The organism is Alphaproteobacteria bacterium (assembly GCA_033344895.1).
In the GTDB taxonomy this organism is placed as follows: Bacteria; Pseudomonadota; Alphaproteobacteria; order UBA8366; family Aestuariispiraceae; genus Pacificispira.
The window spans coordinates 1,629,145-1,647,359 of record JAWPMN010000001.1; the positions used below are offsets into that span (position 1 = coordinate 1,629,145).

Annotated in this window: 16 protein-coding genes; 7 read left to right on the top strand and 9 right to left on the bottom strand. The window is 63.9% G+C overall.

Annotation, left to right across the window (positions count from 1 at the left end):
• Positions 1-95 precede the first annotated feature (95 nt).
• Entirely contained in the window at positions 96-2,111 is a 2,016-nt protein-coding gene (locus R8L07_07965) for a thioredoxin domain-containing protein (protein MDW3205468.1), read from the bottom strand.
• Between the two features lie 113 nt (positions 2,112-2,224).
• On the opposite strand from R8L07_07965, the gene R8L07_07970 reads away from it, so the two are divergent.
• The 6 genes from R8L07_07970 to R8L07_07995 all read left to right on the top strand — a co-directional run bounded on the left by R8L07_07970 (position 2,225) and on the right by R8L07_07995 (position 8,668).
• Positions 2,225-2,479 (top strand): DUF6489 family protein, encoded by a 255-nt coding sequence (locus R8L07_07970; protein ID MDW3205469.1) that lies wholly within the window; start codon positions 2,225-2,227, stop codon positions 2,477-2,479.
• A 64-nt stretch (positions 2,480-2,543) separates the two neighbouring features.
• A complete protein-coding gene (gene mnmE, locus R8L07_07975) occupies positions 2,544-3,878 on the top strand; it encodes a tRNA uridine-5-carboxymethylaminomethyl(34) synthesis GTPase MnmE (protein ID MDW3205470.1) in 1,335 nt (444 codons plus the stop codon).
• Positions 3,879-4,139: 261 nt separating this feature from the next.
• Complete coding sequence (mnmG, locus tag R8L07_07980; protein MDW3205471.1) at positions 4,140-6,032, top strand: tRNA uridine-5-carboxymethylaminomethyl(34) synthesis enzyme MnmG; 1,893 nt, start codon at positions 4,140-4,142, stop codon at positions 6,030-6,032.
• Positions 6,033-6,036: 4 nt separating this feature from the next.
• A complete protein-coding gene (rsmG, locus tag R8L07_07985) occupies positions 6,037-6,738 on the top strand; it encodes a 16S rRNA (guanine(527)-N(7))-methyltransferase RsmG (GenBank protein ID MDW3205472.1) in 702 nt (233 codons plus the stop codon).
• Positions 6,739-6,842: 104 nt separating this feature from the next.
• The gene (locus R8L07_07990) at positions 6,843-7,667 is read left to right on the top strand and encodes a ParA family protein (GenBank protein ID MDW3205473.1); all 825 of its coding nucleotides are present in this window, start codon (positions 6,843-6,845) and stop codon (positions 7,665-7,667) included.
• Positions 7,664-8,668 (top strand): ParB/RepB/Spo0J family partition protein, encoded by a 1,005-nt coding sequence (locus tag R8L07_07995; protein ID MDW3205474.1) that lies wholly within the window; start codon positions 7,664-7,666, stop codon positions 8,666-8,668. Before R8L07_07990 ends, R8L07_07995 begins: the two co-directional genes overlap by 4 nt.
• Positions 8,669-8,671: 3 nt before the next feature.
• On the opposite strand, the gene holA is transcribed toward R8L07_07995, so the two are convergent.
• The 6 genes from holA to R8L07_08025 form a co-directional block, all read right to left on the bottom strand.
• A complete protein-coding gene (gene holA, locus R8L07_08000) occupies positions 8,672-9,721 on the bottom strand; it encodes a DNA polymerase III subunit delta (GenBank protein MDW3205475.1) in 1,050 nt (349 codons plus the stop codon).
• A gap of 9 nt (positions 9,722-9,730) precedes the next feature.
• On the bottom strand, positions 9,731-10,261 hold the full coding sequence (locus R8L07_08005; GenBank protein MDW3205476.1) for a hypothetical protein: 531 nt from the start codon (positions 10,259-10,261) through the stop codon (positions 9,731-9,733).
• A 64-nt stretch (positions 10,262-10,325) separates the two neighbouring features.
• The gene (locus tag R8L07_08010) at positions 10,326-10,841 is read right to left on the bottom strand and encodes a DUF3576 domain-containing protein (protein ID MDW3205477.1); all 516 of its coding nucleotides are present in this window, start codon (positions 10,839-10,841) and stop codon (positions 10,326-10,328) included.
• 159 nt (positions 10,842-11,000) lie between these two features.
• The gene (locus tag R8L07_08015; GenBank protein ID MDW3205478.1) at positions 11,001-12,125 is read right to left on the bottom strand and encodes a porin; all 1,125 of its coding nucleotides are present in this window, start codon (positions 12,123-12,125) and stop codon (positions 11,001-11,003) included.
• 314 nt (positions 12,126-12,439) lie between these two features.
• Complete coding sequence (locus R8L07_08020; protein ID MDW3205479.1) at positions 12,440-13,657, bottom strand: cupin domain-containing protein; 1,218 nt, start codon at positions 13,655-13,657, stop codon at positions 12,440-12,442.
• 2 nt (positions 13,658-13,659) lie between these two features.
• A complete protein-coding gene (locus tag R8L07_08025) occupies positions 13,660-15,492 on the bottom strand; it encodes a sulfotransferase (GenBank protein MDW3205480.1) in 1,833 nt (610 codons plus the stop codon).
• A 137-nt stretch (positions 15,493-15,629) separates the two neighbouring features.
• On the opposite strand from R8L07_08025, the gene R8L07_08030 reads away from it, so the two are divergent.
• Positions 15,630-16,301 carry a YggS family pyridoxal phosphate-dependent enzyme gene (locus R8L07_08030; GenBank protein ID MDW3205481.1) on the top strand — a complete coding sequence of 224 codons (672 nt, stop codon included), beginning with the start codon at positions 15,630-15,632 and terminating at the stop codon, positions 16,299-16,301.
• Positions 16,302-16,305: 4 nt separating this feature from the next.
• Here R8L07_08030 and R8L07_08035 read toward each other — a convergent pair whose 3' ends face one another.
• Together R8L07_08035 and R8L07_08040 are read right to left on the bottom strand one after the other, a co-directional pair.
• Positions 16,306-16,818 (bottom strand): L,D-transpeptidase family protein, encoded by a 513-nt coding sequence (locus tag R8L07_08035; protein MDW3205482.1) that lies wholly within the window; start codon positions 16,816-16,818, stop codon positions 16,306-16,308.
• 39 nt (positions 16,819-16,857) lie between these two features.
• Positions 16,858-18,060: a hypothetical protein gene (locus R8L07_08040; protein ID MDW3205483.1), complete on the bottom strand. Its 1,203-nt coding sequence runs from the start codon at positions 18,058-18,060 to the stop codon at positions 16,858-16,860.
• Positions 18,061-18,215 lie beyond the last annotated feature (155 nt).

An 18,215-nucleotide genomic window follows, 5' to 3' on the forward strand; every position in this document is an offset into this window, starting at 1 on the left:
TCCGTTGAGGTTGTTTGATACTGCGCGAGAAACCTAGTCTGCGATGCGGCGCAGGCCAACCGTCAATGGATCAAGAGACATCGGCGGGACAGGCACTAATCCGAAAGCGCATGGCGCAAGTCCGCCGGGTCGGTGATCGGCAGGGAGCAAACCGGCCCGCGACAGACATAGGCCGCCGCCGAACCGTCCACCATGCCCTTGCCCGCGGCCGGATGCCCGTCCGGCAGGGCGTCCTCAGGCCCGTAAATGGCGATCATTCGCTCGGCCAGCGGGGCCCGTTCGGCCGCCGCGCGCAGTTGTGCGGTTGCCGCATCCTGCGGCGGACCGACGATGACGATCTGGATGCCGTCCTCCAGGAAGCGCGCGCCCTCGATGACGTTGGAATAGGGGAAGAAGTTGCGCTCCATCTCGCCCGCGAAGGTCCGAACAATCTCCTCCGCACGGTCGAGATACCCGGTCCTCCCCGTGCGCCAGGCCAGCTGCGCCAGGATAAAGACCAGCATTCCGTTCCCCGACGGTGTCGCGTTGTCCCCCCCGGATTTGGTGCGGGCGACCAGCGCTTCGGCATCGTCCGGGGTCAGGAAGTAGGCGCCGCCGGTCGTGTCGCGATAATGCCGGTCCAGCACATCCGCCCAGCCTTCCGCATGATCGAGATAGGCATTCTCTCCGGTCGCCTCGTGAAGCGTCAGCGCGGCCCGCATCATGGCCGCATAGTCGTCGACCGTTGCCGCATGACGCGCGCGCCCCTCGCGATAGGCATGGCGCAGGCGGCCGCTTTCCGCCATTGGGCCGGCAACAAAATCGAAGGCGCGCCGCGCCATTTCGATCCAGTCCGGCTGATCGAACACGCGACCGGCCCGCGCCAGGGCGGCAATCGTCAGACCGTTCCAGTCCGTCAGAACCTTGTCGTCCTTGAGGGGAGGGACCCGTTTGTCCCGGGCCGCCAGCAGGATTTTTCGGCATTCGGTCAGGCGGGTTTCCGTCTCAGGATCCGGGACCGCATCGAGATGCAGGCGGTTCAGGATCGACTTTCCTTCCCAATTGCCGCCGGGACGGATGTCGTAGTGCGATTTGAACTCCGCCGCGGCATCTCCCAGCAGGGTGTCGATCTCCGCCTCGTCCCAGACGTAGTACTTGCCTTCCTCGCCTTCGCTGTCGGCATCGCGCGCGGCTGCAAAGGCCCCTTCCGGTACCGTCATGTCGTCGCGCAGCCAGGCGACGGTTTCCGCCGCCCGCTGGCGATAGAGCGGATTTTCATTGTCGCACCATGCCAGGGTCAGCATGTCGAGGAGCTGCGCATTGTCGTAGAGCATTTTTTCGAAATGCGGGACCAGCCAGATCCGATCCACGGTATAGCGTGCGAAGCCACCGCCCAGATGATCGTATATGCCGCCTTCGCACATCTGCCGCAGGGCGAAGTGGACTGCCTTGCGATAGCGCGGATCGCCGATCCGTCCACCGGCGGACCAAAGTTGTTTCAGAACCGCGCATTGCGGAAACTTCGGAGCGTCGCCGAGGCCACCATGCTGCCGGTCCATGGCCTGCAGGATCCGGTCCGCCACTTCATCGGCGGTGCCGCGTCCAATGCCGTCGCCGGGTTTCGGATTGGCCTGGGCCGCCAGCCCGTCACGCAGCGCGGCGACATTCTGGTCGATCCGTTCCGGCGCGTCGCGATAGGTCTTTGCGACCTGACGCAGCACGTCCGGAAAGCCGGGCCGCCCCCATCGTGTCTCCGGCGGGAAATAGGTGCCGCCCCAGAACGGCTCCCCGGCCGGGGTAAGGAACATGGTGAGCGGCCAACCGCCCTGCTGGCCCAGCATGGCCAGCGCCGACTGGTAGATCGTGTCGATGTCGGGCCGTTCCTCGCGATCGACCTTGATGTTGACGAACAGATCGTTCATCAGCGCGGCGATGGCGGAATTCTCGAAGCTTTCGTGCGCCATGACATGGCACCAGTGGCAGGCCGCATAGCCGACCGACAGCAGGATCGGCTTGTTCTCGGCCGCGGCCTCTGCCAGGGCCTCCGGGCCCCAGGCCCGCCAGTGCACGGGATTGTCCCGGTGCTGCAGCAGATATGGGCTTGTTTCCAGTCCCAGCTGATTGCCGGTCATATCCCCTCCATTCGGTTCCGCCGGGTATCGCCGGCACGGCGGTACTGGACAGCGCCTTATCCCTACATAGGATGAACGGCGGGACGCGCCAACCGATACGCAAAGGAACGCCGATGAAGATCTCCATCGATATCGACTGTACCCCGGACGAGGCCCGTCGGTTTCTGGGCCTGCCCGATGTCGCGCCGATGCAGGAGGCGCTGATGAAGCAGATTCAGGAGCGCATGGAGGCCAATCTCAAGGCGCTGGAACCGGAGGCCCTGTTCCAGACCTGGCTGCCGGCCTCGATTCAGGGCATGGAACAGCTTCAGAAAATGTTCTGGGCCCAGATGGGCGGCGCGCCGGACGGCAAGAAGGGCAGCGACTGATCGCGGTCGCGCGGCGTCGATTCCGTCGGCGCCTTCCCCAAACGCAGATCGGACATCGGAGTTCATGAGCGATACCATTTTTGCCCTGGGCAGCGGACCCGCCCCGGCCGGGGTGGCCGTCATCCGGATTTCCGGCCCGGCGGCGGGGCCGGCCCTCTGCGCACTGACCGGACTGCCGGCGCCCCCGCCGCCGCGGAAGGCGCTGCTTCGAAAACTGCGCGATCCGGAGACCGGCGAAGTGCTGGATCACGGTCTGATCCTCTGGTTACCGGGCCCGGGCTCCTTTACCGGCGAAGATGTGGCGGAGATCCATGGCCATGGCGGGGCGGCGTCGATCAGAGCCCTTCTATCCGCGCTTTCCGGCATCAAGGATTGCCGCCAGGCGGAGGCCGGGGAGTTCACAAGACGCGCCTTCGCCAACGGGCGGATGGATCTGACCGAGGTCGAGGGCCTGTCGGACCTGATCGCGGCGGAAACCGAAGCCCAGCGCCGATTGGCCCTGCGCCAGGCAGCCGGGGAGGGGCGGGACCGCTTCCAGGACTGGACCGACCGCCTCATCCGGGTGCTCGCCTTTTTGGAGGCCGCGGTGGATTTCCCCGAAGATGATCTGCCCGACACGATGCTAGATCGAAATGAAATCGAAATCCGGGCACTTATCGAAGAGTGGACGCAACATATAGAATTGGGTGCCGCGTCGTCCGGTATTCGAGAGGGGATACGTGTCGCCATCATAGGGGCGCCGAATGTCGGCAAGTCCTCGCTGTTGAATCGGCTCGCAGGACGGGACGCCGCCATCGTGTCGGAAATTGCCGGCACAACGCGGGATGTGGTTGAGGTGCGCCTAGATCTCGGCGGGTATCTGGTGACTCTGGCAGACACGGCGGGGCTGCGGGACACGGAGGATGTCATTGAGGAGGAGGGCGTTCGCCGGGCCCTCCATGCCGCCGAAGGGGCCGACATCGTGCTTCATCTCAGCGATACTCCGAACGGCTTCGGCACTGCGCATGGGGACCTCTTCCGACATCCCGATCAGGCTGTGATCCGCGTTCTCACGAAGATCGACCTGAATGGCACCGATGCCCGGGCACCCACGGAAGGCACGCCGTTCTGCATTTCGTCCCGGACCGGGGAAGGATTAACCGCCCTGCTTGAAACGCTGCAATCCCGGTGCGAGGAAAAGCTGGCGGTCGCCGCTGGCGCCGTCGCGGTTCGGGCCCGCCATCGTGAAGCCCTTGGCCGTGCCTGCGATGCCCTTCAGCGCAGCCTCGGGCAGCCCGAAGTGGCGCTTGCCGGGGAAGATGTCCGCCTGGCTCTGACCGAAATGGGGCGCATTACCGGGCGCGTGGATGTCGAATCCGTCCTCGATGTGGTGTTCGGGGAATTCTGCATCGGAAAATAGCTCACCTGTTTCACGTGAAACACCATCGTGCGCGTGTGGAATGCCCCAATCGGTTTGGTCTTCAACACACGAAACACCATCGCATTCTCTCAGTTGGCACCTAAACATTGTCGGCGACATTTCGTGGAGGGGCGGCCCCCAAGCAATGTTTCACGTGAAACATTCCCCGTGACTGCACTGTAAATAGTCTCGGGTTCGTTGGTTTCTATTGACCGAAAATCCCCGACGCCGTATATCCTGCGGCGGAAAGGATCCGGGGCCATGTGCGCGGACAAAGCTCTCCAGAAAATGTCCTGGGACGTCATCATCGTGGGCGGCGGCCATGCCGGCTGCGAGGCGGCGGCCGCCTCTGCGCGTCTGGGCGCCGACACCCTGCTGGTGACCCACAAGCTCGAAACCATCGGGGAGATGTCCTGCAATCCAGCCATCGGCGGATTGGGCAAGGGCCATCTGGTTCGGGAGATCGACGCGCTCGATGGCATCATGGGTCGGGTCATCGACCAGGCCGGCATCCAGTTCCGAATGCTGAACCGGAGCAAGGGCCCGGCGGTACAGGGCCCGCGATCACAGGCCGACCGTAAACTCTATCGAAACGCCATGCAGGCGACCCTGGCGGAAGTGGAGAACCTGACACTCCACGCCGGCGCCGTGGAGGATCTGATCCTCGACCCGACCGGTCGCCTCACCGGGCTGATCCTTGGCGACGGAACGGAACTTTCCGCCGGCGCGGTGGTGCTGACCACGGGCACCTTCTTGCGCGGCATGATCCACTGCGGCCAGGAACGCACGCCGGCCGGCCGGATTGGCGATGCCCCGGCGATGGGTCTCTCCAAGACGCTCGAAAAGGCCGGGTTTGCCCTCGGCCGTCTGAAGACCGGAACTCCGCCGCGTCTGGATGGCGACACGATCGACTGGTCCGGGCTGGACCGGCAAGATGCGGATCCCGTCCCTGAGCCGTTTTCCATGCTGACGGATCGAATCACGGTCCCGCAGATTCCCTGCTACATCACCTATACAAATGAGCTGACGCACGCCGCCATCCGCGACAATCTGCATCTTTCGGCGATGTATGGCGGCATGATCGAGGGTATCGGGCCGCGCTATTGTCCGTCCATCGAAGACAAGGTGGTGAAATTCGCCGACAAGCCGCGTCACCAGATCTTCCTGGAACCGGAGGGACTGGACGATTCGACGGTGTATCCCAATGGGATCTCCAACTCCTTGCCGGTAGAGATCCAGGCCGCCTTCCTCAAAACCATTCCCGGCCTTGAGAAGGCGACCATCCTGCGCCCAGGTTATGCGATCGAATACGATCATGTCGACCCGCGGGAACTTCTGCCGACCCTGGAGACCCGTAAGGTGCCGGGCCTGTATCTGGCCGGTCAGATCAATGGCACGACCGGCTATGAAGAGGCCGCGGCACAGGGTCTGATCGCAGGGCTGAATGCAGCCCGTGCAGTCGGGGGCAACAGCGAACCCTTCATCCTGGACCGCGCCGACGCCTATATCGGGGTCATGATCGACGATCTGACGACCCGCGGCGCCGATGAACCCTATCGGATGTTCACCTCCCGCGCCGAGTATCGCCTCCGGCTACGAGCGGACAATGCCGACCAGCGCCTGACACCCCTCGGGCGGGAAATCGGGTGCCTCTCGCCCGAAAGAACGGCGACCTGGCAGCGGAAGGAACGCGCCCTGGCGGAAGCCCGGCATGTCATGCAGGACCTTCGCGCGACACCGCAGGAACTTGGCCGCCACGGCATTTCAGTCCGCGCCGACGGCAAAGTGCGGAGTGCGGCAGAAGTTCTGGCGCTGCCTGACATAACTCTGTCGGCGCTCATTCCGATCTGGCCGCAACTGCAAAAGATCGATCCCACGATCGTGCCTCAAATCGAGATCGACGCCAGATACGCGGCTTACCTCGAACGACAGGATGCGGATATACGGGCCTATCGTCGCGACGAGGCCCTACATCTTCCCGTGGATCTCGACTTTGCCGCGGTCGGCGGACTCAGCAATGAAATGGTTCAGCGACTGGCGCGCGCCCGGCCACGCACCCTGGGCCAGGCGGCCCGGCTTCCGGGTGTGACACCGGCCGCCGTCGTGGCCCTGATGCGGCATGTCCGCCGCGCTGCCGGCTCCCGGGCGGCCTGATCCCGTGACGCAGAACGGCGGTTCCGGTTCCGGGTTCAGGGACGGAAACGTCCGCACTCCCTCCGATTTTCAGAATTCCACGGGCGTTTCACGTGAAACACTCGACGCTCTGGTCACCTATGCCACGCTTCTTGAGAAGTGGCAGAAGCGGATCAATCTCGTCGGACCCAAGACCGTTGCCGATCTCTGGTCTCGTCACTTTCTGGATTCGGCCCAGCTGGTGTCCTTGATCCCGCCCGGCGCAGATAGGCTGGTCGACCTTGGCAGCGGTGCGGGATTCCCCGGACTGGTCCTGTGTATCCTGACCGGCCTGGAAACCCATCTGATCGAATCCGACACCCGCAAATGCGCCTTCCTGCGTGAGGCGGGACGAGCGGCCGGCGTATCGTCGCGCCTGACGGTTCATGCCCGACGGGCGGAATCGATCGAATTGCCGCCTGCCGATGTGGTTACGGCCCGTGCCCTGGCACCGCTACCGGAACTCCTGGCGCTGGCGGCCCCATTCTGGGGTGCGGAAACCCTGGGCCTTTTCCTGAAGGGAAAGCGGTACGAAGAGGAATTGACTGCTGCAAAATATGGATGGTATATAAATTACAGCACGATTCCGAGCCGGGTTGATCCGGAATCCGTAATTCTGTCCATCACCGGGCTCCGTCAGGCGCCTGGAGCCGATCCAGAGGGAGAGGGGGCAGGGCGGAAAGGGTAGCCGCAAGGCAGTCGGAGCGTGCCGGGCCCAAAGCGGGCCGCCGCGGCGCATGCGCAATGCGACTTACGCCGCGACGTTGGCACAGCATGGAAGGAATTGCGCCGATGTATGCGAAGTTGCCCGAAAAACTAACCCGGCCCCGCGCCGACGGCACAGCCCGGATTGTGGCCATTGCAAATCAGAAGGGTGGGGTCGGCAAGACGACCACCGCCATCAACCTGGCGACGGCTCTGGCCGCCTGCGAGAAGAAGGTTCTGATCGTCGATATCGATGCCCAGGGAAACGCGTCCACCGGCCTGGGAATCGACCGGCGGGATCGCGCACTCAGTTCCTACGATCTTCTGTTCGGTCGGGAACGGGCCGAGGCCGCCGCCATCGCCACGACAATCCCTGGGCTCAGCATCGTGCCGGCCTCGATCCATCTCTCCGGCGCCGAAATCGAGCTGGTCGAGGAAGACCGCCGCGAATTTCGCCTGCGCGAGGCCCTGCGCGGCGCGGTCACGGAATACGATTATGTCCTGATCGATTGCCCGCCGGCGCTCGGACTGCTGACGCTGAATGCACTTTGTGCCGCGGATTCGGTTCTGGTGCCGTTGCAATGCGAATTCTACGCCCTGGAAGGGCTCAGCCATTTGATGGGCACGATCGAGCGGGTGAAACGGGCCTTCAACCCGCGGCTCGACATCCAGGGCGTCGTCCTCACCATGTACGACCGCCGCAACAACCTGTCCGACATGGTCGCCGCCGATGTGCGCGCGCATTTGGGCGACAAGGTCTACGAGACGGTCATTCCGCGCAACGTCCGGGTCTCCGAGGCGCCGAGCTATGGCAAGCCGGTCATCCTCTATGACATGGATTGCCGCGGATCCCAGGCCTATATCCACCTGGCCAGCGAGGTCCTGAAACGCGAACGGAGGGTTTCGGCATGACGGCAGCAGCGGAAGACACACGCAAGCGCGGCCTGGGGCGGGGCCTGTCCGCCCTGTTCGGCGAAGAGGGCGATATGGGCGGCAATGCGGCCTATGGCGGCTACAGCGAACCGGCCGTGCGCACCTCGAAGACGGTGCCGATCGAATTCCTGCGCCCCAATCCAAGCCAGCCGCGCAAGCGGTTCGACGAGGCCGCAATCGACGGGTTGGTGGATTCGATCCGCCAGCAGGGCGTGCTCCAGCCACTGCTGGTTCGGCCCCATCCCGACGACGCCAACGCCTATGAAATCGTAGCCGGCGAGCGTCGCTGGCGCGCGGCGCAGCGGGCCCAGCTGCATGAAGTGCCCGTGGTCATCAAGGAGCTGTCGGATTCCGATACGCTCGAGATCGCACTGATCGAGAATATTCACCGCGAGGACCTGACCCCGCTGGAGGAGGCCGAAGGCTATCAGCGCCTGATCGAGGAATTCGGCCATACCCAGGACGCGCTGTCCAAGGCCGTCGGCAAAAGCCGCAGCCATGTCGCCAACATGCTGCGCCTGTTAAGCCTGCCGGAGGAGCTGAAGAGCCTGCTCGACGACGGATTGATCTCCAGCGGCCATGCCCGCGCGCTGCTCGGCGCCCCGAATGCGGAGGCCCTGGCCCAGGACATCGTCAAGAAGGGACTGAACGTCCGCCAGACGGAAAAGCTGGTTCAGGATTCGAAACCCAGCGCCTCGCGAACGGAAAGCGGCATGCGCAAGCTGAAGGGCCGGATCGAGGGCAGCGCCAAGACTGCCGAGATCGCATCCGACGCATCGGCGGACAAGGATCCGAACACCGTCGCGATGGAGCGAAGCCTATCCGATATGCTCGGCATGACGGTCAGCATCGAACTCAAGGGCGGGGGCGAATCCGGACGCATGAGCATTGCCTTCGAGAATTTCGATCAGCTCGACGATGTGATCGAACGTCTGAATCGCGGCGGCGTCCCCGCCAAGGCCGAAATCGTCGAAATGTAAGCGTCAGCGACGGGCCGGTCGCCGTCCGCCCTGACGCCGGGCCAGTGCGCCGACCTGGTGCAGGGTTCGGTGACAGAGCACCCAATCCGGCGCGCCGCTGCGCTTGCACGCGGCCTCCGCCTCCAGCAGCAGGGTCAGGGCCTCATTGACCGCTATCGGCGACCAGCGCTTCACGCTGGCCTCGAACCGGGGTCTGACCTTGAAGAAGACCGGCGGGCGCAGGCCGGCCATGGCGCCCTGGAGGTTCGTGCCGGACGCGATCATGTCCTGTACCCGCCGCACCCGCAGCATGTGGTTGCCGGCCATCCGCAGCAGGGCCACCGGCGCAACCGCTTCCTCGGCCGCCAGATCCAGCGCCCGATCCAACGCCCCGGATTCGCCGTCGACCATGGAATAGATCACGTCATCCATGGTCGATACCGAACTGTCGCCGATCAGTGTGGCTACGGTCTCTATGTCCAGATGTCCGTCAGGCCCGGCGTAAAGCGCCAGTTTCTCGATCTCGGACCGACTGACGCCGCGATCGGATCCCAAATGATCGACAAGATAATGACGGGCCTCCCGGTCGATCCTGACACCCATCGGCCGCAGCCCTTCGTCGATCAGGCGATCGATACCCCCGGCCTCATCCAGATAGCAGGGCAGGGCCGCGGCGCATTCCGCTGCCTCAAAGGCCTTCCTCAGCTTGGACTTGGCCGCCAGATCCCCGGCGGAAACCAATATCAGGGCATCGCCGACCGGATCGGTCAGAAAGGACGCGAATACGTCGCCGACCATATCGCCCGCATCCCGCACGAGCACGACCCGCCGCCCGCCGGTCATCGCGATGGCCGCGGCCTCATCACCCAGCAAACCCGGATCGGATTTTATGGCATCGGCATTCAGATCGGCCACCAGGAACGGATCGTCCAGCGACGGAACGACGGTCAGGGCCATCGCCGTCAGGCGCTCCCGCGCCAAACCCGAATCCGGCCCATAGCACAACACCGCCCGGATTTCCGGCGGCGGCTTGCGGACGAACCCGTCTATGGCGCCGGCGGAAACCTTAACCATTGCCGTGCCTCAGCCCTGGACCAGTCGGCGCTTCTCGAAGAATGTCGCGACCTGCAGGCGCAGATCGTCGGCGATCACCCGCAGGGATCTTTGAATGGCGTCACGTTCCGCCACCAGCGCCGCATAATCCGACTCCGACGTCGAATAGCTGGCAACTGCCCGCGCCGAGAAGGAATGGCTCTCTTCAAAGGCGGACAAGGTGGAGGTGGCATGAACCTGCACTTCCGATCGGGTGGTCGTCGCATCCAGCTGAACACCCAGATCCCGCGTTGAGATGTCCAGATTCGTTGTCAGCACATAGAGCGGCTTCACCGGCCGGCCGGTGGGATTGAACCGGTCCAGCAGCAGGTTATGCAAAACCTGCCCTTCCCGGTCCGGGATGATCCCGATCTTGGTCGCCGCGAGATCCAGCATGGTGTCGTGGCTGGCATCATGCGACGCGGTCCCATAGACAGGCTGAAAACCGCAACCTGCCATCGATACGAGGGCAAGAGCGCCGCCACCCGCAAGAACCGTGCGCCGGCTGATTGCTGTCGCCATGATGGAACCGGTTCGCCGCATAGTTACACCCTCGAAACGAGATTCCCCACGCGCAGCGGGCGGATCAATTCAGAATGGCCTGACTGTCGATGCGCAGCTGGCGGGCGCGGGTCAGGATCGCATTCTCGATACGGGCGGCCGAGCCTTCCGCGATCGGCGCGTCTGTCCAGGCACCGGCGGAATTTTGAACCTGTTTGAACAATGAGACCCGCACCCCATCGGCGCGCAGCTCACGATTCAGGATGTAAACCTGCAGCTTGTAGCGCTCATTCGGGGCTTCAGGCAGGGCGTACCATTCAGTGATGATGACGCCGCCATGGGCATCGACCTGCGCCATCGGGAAAAAGGCAATCGTATCGAGTGAGGCCCGCCACAAATATCCGTTCACGGCAATACCGCCTGGCCCGCCGGCTCCGGCAGGGCCATCACCACCGATGGTGATCGATTCCCCGAAAATGCTGCCCTGTTCACGCATCGCGCGGGTCAGCGGGTCCCGTTCCACCTCGTTGGGCTTGAAACCATCGCACGCCGTCAGGCCAGCTAGGCCCAGAGCGAGAAACACAAATCGAAGGCGCCGCATTTTTCCAACCACCGGTCCGTTGTTCCGGATACTTGCGTCCTAGGTACTGAAATTTTCGAACCCCGGCAAGCCCGGCGCATCGCGCCGGACCCAGGCCCGGGTCAAAAAAGAAAGGGGCGGCCGAAGCCGCCCCTTCCCGAACCCATTGGGTTTCCGCGATTAGAACGTAACGCGGGTACCCAGGATAACGACGGTCGCGTCGTTGGAGTTCGCAGCCACGCCGGAGCCCGACTCGTTCTCCAGGTCGAACCAGTAACCGTTCAGGTGAGCCGACAGGCCTTCCGCGATGTTGTAGTTCACACCAGCGTGCAGGATCGACACTTCGTCGTCCCGGCCGTTGCCGTCCGTGTCGTTCTCCGAGTTCTGGTACATCACAGAGACTGCACCCGGACCGAAGTTGTACGACGCACCGACGTTCCAGCCGTCACCCGCGTCACAGTTCACAACCGTCTTCACGCAGTTCGAGTCGCCGTTGTCCAGGAACGCACCCGCGATCTGGAAGCCAGCGAAACCAACCGTACCGCCGACCATGTAGCCACGGACGTCTTCGTTGTCGGTACCGTTCACGCCAGACTGGTCGTCGGCAATGCCGTACGAACCGTCAACACCCAGCGTCACGTCACCGAACGAACCCGACCAACCGGCAGCGAATTCGAACGCATTCGCATTACCGTCGTTGTTCGTGCCCTGCGCCTGCAGGAACGTCGAGTTCGGCGAGTACGAAACACCGGCGCTGAAACCACCGAAGTTCGGCGTGATGTAGCCGATCTTGTTCGCGTCCGACGTCATGCCGGCATGCGACGCGTAGTAGTGCAGACCCGTGGCCATGCCCAGGAAGTTCACGTGACGCAGCGCGTTGTTGCCGTCCGTACCCCAGGTACCAACCTGAACCGTGTGGCCCGACGTACCGGCAACCAGATCGGACACGCCGTCTTCGCCACCGATGAACAGACGACCGAAACCGCCCGTGAAGTCGATCCACGCTTCGTCAAACGTACCAGCGTTGCCACCGGCGCCGCCGTTGGCCCAGCGCCACTGGATGTTCGCACGGTAGTTCAGGCCGTTGTCAGCCGAACCGCGCGCGTCCCAAACCAGCTCGGACTGCTGCTCGTTCGCCGTCACGTTGAAACCGGTACCGGCATCAGCCTGGTCGCCGCCAAACGCAACCATTTCATAAGCCAGAGCACCCGAGAACGTCATCACCGGGGCTTCAGCCGCCGCAGTGCCAGCCGTCAGCAGGGACGCACCGGCCAGCGCCGACGTGGTCAACAGAACTTTCTTCATTTCATACCTCCAAATCAGACCAGGCTAGTCGCCTATTTTGTGGTCCCCGACATGCGGCTTCTTAGACCCATGTCCTTTTTGCCGCCGCCGCATCATTCGCGCATGCGATATCACACGACGGCAACGTGATAGACGATCTTCAACCATGTGTTCGAATGAAACGCAATGAATGCGCAAGGACTTGCCCGCTATTCCGCCAACCCTGTGACAAGATTGCAACAAGCCGTCTTCTTGCAGGTTTTCCCTTGCGTTAGCGCTGATCGGCCCGCGCGGGAATTGCTGCGCCGCACTGCGGGTGCGCGGCGCCTTGTCGGTCAGTTCTCCTGCCGCAGAACACCCATCCCGATTAGCTCGGCCAGAAGCCGGTCCAGATCCGCCGTTGCCACCGACCCGTGAGCGTCCAGGAAGTCACCCCTGTCAAAACCGGGCCGACCGACCACCCATTCGACGATCTTCTCCCGACCGGGCGGGATTGGAACCGCACCGCGCGGCCCGACAAGTGCGGCCCGACCGCCCTGACGCACGACCTTGAACCCCGGACCGGTACGGACGAAACGCTTCTCAGCCGTCTCGACCGGCAGATCGAACCCCATGCGGTTGTTGCGGAAACCGGCCTGGTGCGCCTGGATCGCGGCCAGCAGCCGGGGATTCCGCGAAAGGGCCTGCAACTTGTCGCCCAATTCGGCGAGCGCCGATGACAACGCCTCCGGGCCCTGCGCCGACCGTGGCAGGTTCAATCGAAAGGCCTCGTCCTCGACCGCGAAATCGCTAAGGGCTCCAATCGCATCCAGGCCAATGACGCTGGTCACGCCGAACGCCATATGGACGGTTCCACCGCTGGCCGCCAGCGCGTCATGATACCAGCCGCGCGGCAGGTACAGGATATCCCCCGGCGTCATCTTCACTTCCATCAGCACCTCGCCGCGCTGCTGCTCATGCGCGGCCTCGCCATAGGCGTCGTTCTGATGCCGCGGATGGCGGATCGGGTGGGGCATGCGCGTCTTGTAGACACGCCAGACCTTTTCGCCCTCGACATGCAGGGCGAAGACATCATGCGTGTCGAAATGGGAATTGAAGGCCTGCCGCTGCTTCCAGGAACAATACAGATTGACCTGCGTCTTGCCATCGTAGGCCGCCTCGAACGCATCGGCGACCGCGCTAAGTTCCGGGGTCAGCGTGTCGATATCGTTCGCCACAAGCGATGCGCCCTGGCGCAGGAACTCCATTACCTTGGACGGCACCGGCTGCAGGACCGGGTGCCCGGCCCGGTCCTCGACATCCTCGCAATAGGCCCGGGCCGGGACGGGCTGTCGATCGGCCATCAGCATCAGGGATCGACTGCTCCAGATCGCCGTCTTGTTCAGCAGCCGCGTCAGGATGTCCCAATCCATCAGGCCGGCAAACTTGTCCGCACCGCCAGGGATATGGACCGGTTTCCTGTCGTAGTACTCCGCAAAGAACGTCTCGGTCGTCATCGGAGCGATGATATCGGCGAAGGCGGGCCGGTTCCCGCCGTTGTCAAAGATGGACATGACTACAGCGACTCCTCGTAACGGTCCGGCAGGTCTCCCAGTTCGGACAAAAGCGGCCCCAGCTTCCCGTCGAAGCGCTTCCACCGCGCGACGGAACTCTTGTAGATCGGTCGGCGCACCTGTAATCGGCTGGCCGTCAGAACATCGCGATCGGTCTCGAAGAACTTCGCCATGGCCGGATCCCAATCAAGGCCGAGCCGGTCAAGGACCGGCATCACCGTGGCATCCATGTCGGACACCATGCTCTCATAACGGACCGGAACGATTGCCGAATCCCAGTCGCGCCAGAAGCGCATCAGCCGATCGTATTGGCGGTAATAGTGGCCGATATCGCTCAGGTCATGATCGAACAACAGATCGCTGCCGAATTTCTGGACATAGATCGACCAGCTGACATCCAGGGGGTGACGTTCGGTGTTCAGGATCAACGCGTTCGGAAACAGCCGACGGATCAATCCGACATTCACGAAATTGACCGGCAGCTTGTCCGTGACGTGCCGGGCATTGGCATCAACGCCGTCCAGGGCCTCCAGATAGGCGGCTGCCATAGCCTCCAGTTCGCTGTCCGTCAGACCCGCAACCATGCGCGCAAGGTCGCCATCCGCCGGCAAGCGGTCCGAAATCAGGCGCGGGATATCCATCAGTTCCCCGGCACCGGCGATCTGCGAATGGGATGCCAGAACCTGCTCCAGCAGCGACGTCCCGGATCGGGGCATGCCGACGATGAAGATCGGTCGCCGCGATCCCCGCGCGCTGTCTGCCGGAAACTCTGCGGCATCCGGGGGTGGCCAGTCGCCGAATACGTCCATCAGGCTGTCATAAAGGGACGCGGTGCCGGATCGGTCATATTCCTTTCCGACACTTTTCAAACCGGCCTTAAACGCCGACTGCGCGCGGCTGTAGAAACGAAAGGCTGCATCATAGTCGCCCTCCGCTTCACAGGCTTGGGCAATGCGCTGCGCCAGAATCGGCGGCGCGTCCGTCGAAGGACCTTGCTGCCGGAACGCTGCCAGCCCTTTCGCACGATAGTCGGAAGGACTGAGGTCGCCACCGTCAGGGCGCGCCTCCACCAAATCGGCGTAATCGAACCACGCGGTCGGATCATCGCCATTTTCCGCGATCAGTGCCTTCAGAAGGCCGCGCGCCTCGTCGAACGCGCCCTTATTGACCAGAATGGACGCCAATCGCAGGCGCAGTTCCCGGTCGCCCGGAACCGCCTGGACCGCTTCGCGCAGTACGGCCAGGGCACCATTCAGATCCCCTTCCGAATTCAGGGCATCCGCCAGGTTTAGGCGAATGGACGCATCGCCGGGGCAGCGCTGCAAACCACGCTTCAGGATCTCCAGCGCCCGCCCGGTTTCGCCCAGGGAGGTCAGCAGCCCGCCCAGATTGGCATAGGCCTCTGCGTAATTCGGCTGGACGGAAAGAGCCGCTTCGAAGGCGGGGATCGCGGCATCGAACCGCTGCAGCCCCTTATAGGCGATGCCCAGATTGTTCAGGACCACCGGTTCGCGCGGCATCTTGCGGCGCAGATCCTCGAAGATCTTCACGGCCTCGCCGAAGCGCTGCTGGTCGATCCGCACGATACCCATGCCGCTGAGCGCCGCGGCACTGGTTCGATCGGCGTTGTGACTTTTTTCGAAATACCGCGCCGCTTCCTTCAGATCGCCGTTGCGATGATGCAGAACCCCCATCAGATACAGGGCATTCGGCTCTTTCGGCATGGATTTCAGGATGGCCGATCCAACACGACGCGCCTCGTCGAACCGGCCGGCATTCAAACTGTCGAAAGCCTGTTTCAATTGGCTCTGGATATGTAGCGGCGGAGGCGGCATGTAAGGGCTCGCGGCTGGACGGCGGTTTGGGCGACGCGCACTATGGCCATCGTCACGGCGGAGTGCAAATTCTTCGCCCGGCGCCGGTCCCGCGCCGTCGGGAATGTCGGAGAATCAACGGAAATCGGAGGCATGCCATGGGTGCGATCGACGGGTATCGGAAGGTTCTGGACACCATCGCCGGGGCGGAACGGGACGCCGAGCGACCGGAGGGCTCCGTCCGGCTGGTCGCAGTGTCCAAGACATTCGATGCCGACGCGATCCGTCCGGTTCTGGATGCCGGTCAGCGTCTGTTCGGTGAAAACCGGGTGCAGGAAGCCGAGGGAAAATGGCCCGCCCTGCGCGAGGCCTTTCCCGACACGATCCTGCACCTGATCGGTCCGCTGCAGTCCAACAAGGCAAAGAATGCCGTCGCCCTGTTCGATGCCATCGAATCCGTCGATCGGCCGAAGATTGCTAAGGCCATTGCACGGGAAGCGGATAGTCAGGGGCGCCAACCGGATGTCTTCCTGCAGATCAATACCGGCGAGGAACCGCAGAAGGCGGGCGTTCTGCCCGAGGAGGCGGATGCCTTCATTGCCGAAGCGCGCGACGTGCTCGAACTGCCGGTCAAGGGGCTGATGTGCATTCCGCCGGTCGACGAACCGCCCGCGCCGCATTTCATGCTGTTGGCGAAAATCGCTGAACGGAACGGCCTGACCGGTCTGTCCATGGGCATGAGTGCCGATTTCGAAACCGCCATCCGCTTTGGCGCGACCCATATCCGGGTCGGCAGCGCGATCTTCGGCGCCCGCCCGAAACCCGTCTGAATCGTCACAGCTTCCGGCGGATGTCCAGCCAGGCAGGACCATCGAGGCGGCTTAACAGATCCTGCAGATCCGCCCGGTCGAGCGCGATGCAGCCGGCCGTGGGCTTCCCCTCCGGATTCCGGCAATGCAGGAAGATGGCGCTTCCGGCACCGGGGATGACCGGGTCGCTGTTGTGGTCGGTGGTGACGACAAGGTCGTAGAGCCCGTCCTCGCGCCACATCGCCTCGTGGGAAGCGGGGTAGGGCCGCAGGACGTGCCGGTTATAGGCCGGATCGCGCGGATCGTCGCACCAGCCATCCCGTTCCTGCAGCGCTGCCGTCGGCAGGCCGGTTTCCGGCGGGTCGACGCGGTCGGGTCGGTAATAGACCTGCACCAAACGCCACCGCCCGATCGGTGTCGCGCCGTCGCCCTCGGACTTCCGCGCGGCGTCGATCAGTCCGCTGCGCCCCATGGCACAGGGCACGCCGACACCATCCGGCAGGATCAGCCGCGCCCCATCGGTCAGGATTTCCGTCACGATTCCCTCCGCAAAGGCCGTTCACCGGGAACTCCGCTTCTATTGCTTCATGGATTCGTATTTCTGCAAGGCCTCCATCATGGCGGCCGGCAGATCCTCGGTCGGCACCGGATCGAAAAACGCGGCGGACTGGGTCCGGGCACGCCCCGTTCCGGCGGTCGCGGAGGCCGTGGAGGGCTCCGACGCCGGGGCAGGGGCGGGCGCGGGAGTAGGAGCGGGAGAAGGAAGGGGTGCCGCCGCCATTTCCGGAGCGGTCACGATCTTGGGCGGCGGGCCGGACATCGGCGCACGCGGGGCATGGCCGGCCTGCGGCTGCTGGGCCATCCGCATCAGGACGTTCGCCGCTTCGGGGGACAGGTTGGGGACGCCCTGGGCCGCCGCGGTGACCGCGGAGTCCGGCGCGGATGCGGACGGCGCCGGCTGGGCCGGACCGGTCTGCAGGATAGCGGGGGCGCCCGGCGGATGCAGGACGGCCATCGGAGAATTGCCGGACGGCTGAGCCGCAAAGGGCGACCCCACCGGCTGCGCCGCCATCAGCGGGCTCGCCTGGCTGCGCTGGGCGGGTGCGGGCGACTGCAGCGCGGCCTGCAGGGCAGCGACATTGCCAGGATCCGCGTTCGGTCCAGCCGGTCCCGCGGCCGGCGCAATCGCCGCGAGGTCGGCCGCTGCAGGCTCTTCAGCCTGCGCCACTGTACTGCCGGTATCCGACGGGTCATCGCTGAAGGCGGCCAGGACCGATCCCGTCACATCCCGGCCCGTCACATCCTCACTGACATTGTCCGCCAGCGCCGACGCAAAGCCCAGAGGGCCGCCATACAGTGTTCCGCCGGCCAGGCGGGCGCCCTGGCTGATCTCGTCGCCGGTCATGGCACGGTAGACGGTGGAAACACCGGGAATATGCTGCAGCGGATTGACGATATCGATCAGGTCGGCAATCCCGAACCCGTCTTCGCCAAAGAAATTGTCATTGCGAATGCCGACCGGTGCCTCGCCGCTGTCACGTTCTTCGGGACGGCTGGGCAAACGGGCGTAGACATCGTTGCCGGCACTTTCGCTGATTTCGGTTCGACCGCCTGACGAATGGGCGCCCGGTAGGTTGGAAGCCCGGGACAGGGCCGCGGCGAAACGGATCTGTTCCTGCCCTTCCTCCGGCCGGCCGCGGCGGATCGCAGTATTGTTCTGCGCCGCGGCACCGGCCGAAAACAGGGACCAGGACGACGATTCCGTCTGTGGCTGGGTCATGACACGCCTCTCTCTCCATCTCCGCAGGCAATACAAGCAATCCCCGTGCCATTTTCGTCGGTCCGATATTCCCCATTTCGTGACTTTCCCAGTCACGGTAGCATCGTGTTAATGTCCGGCGATATCGCGGACTACCGGCAATGGCGGACCGCACA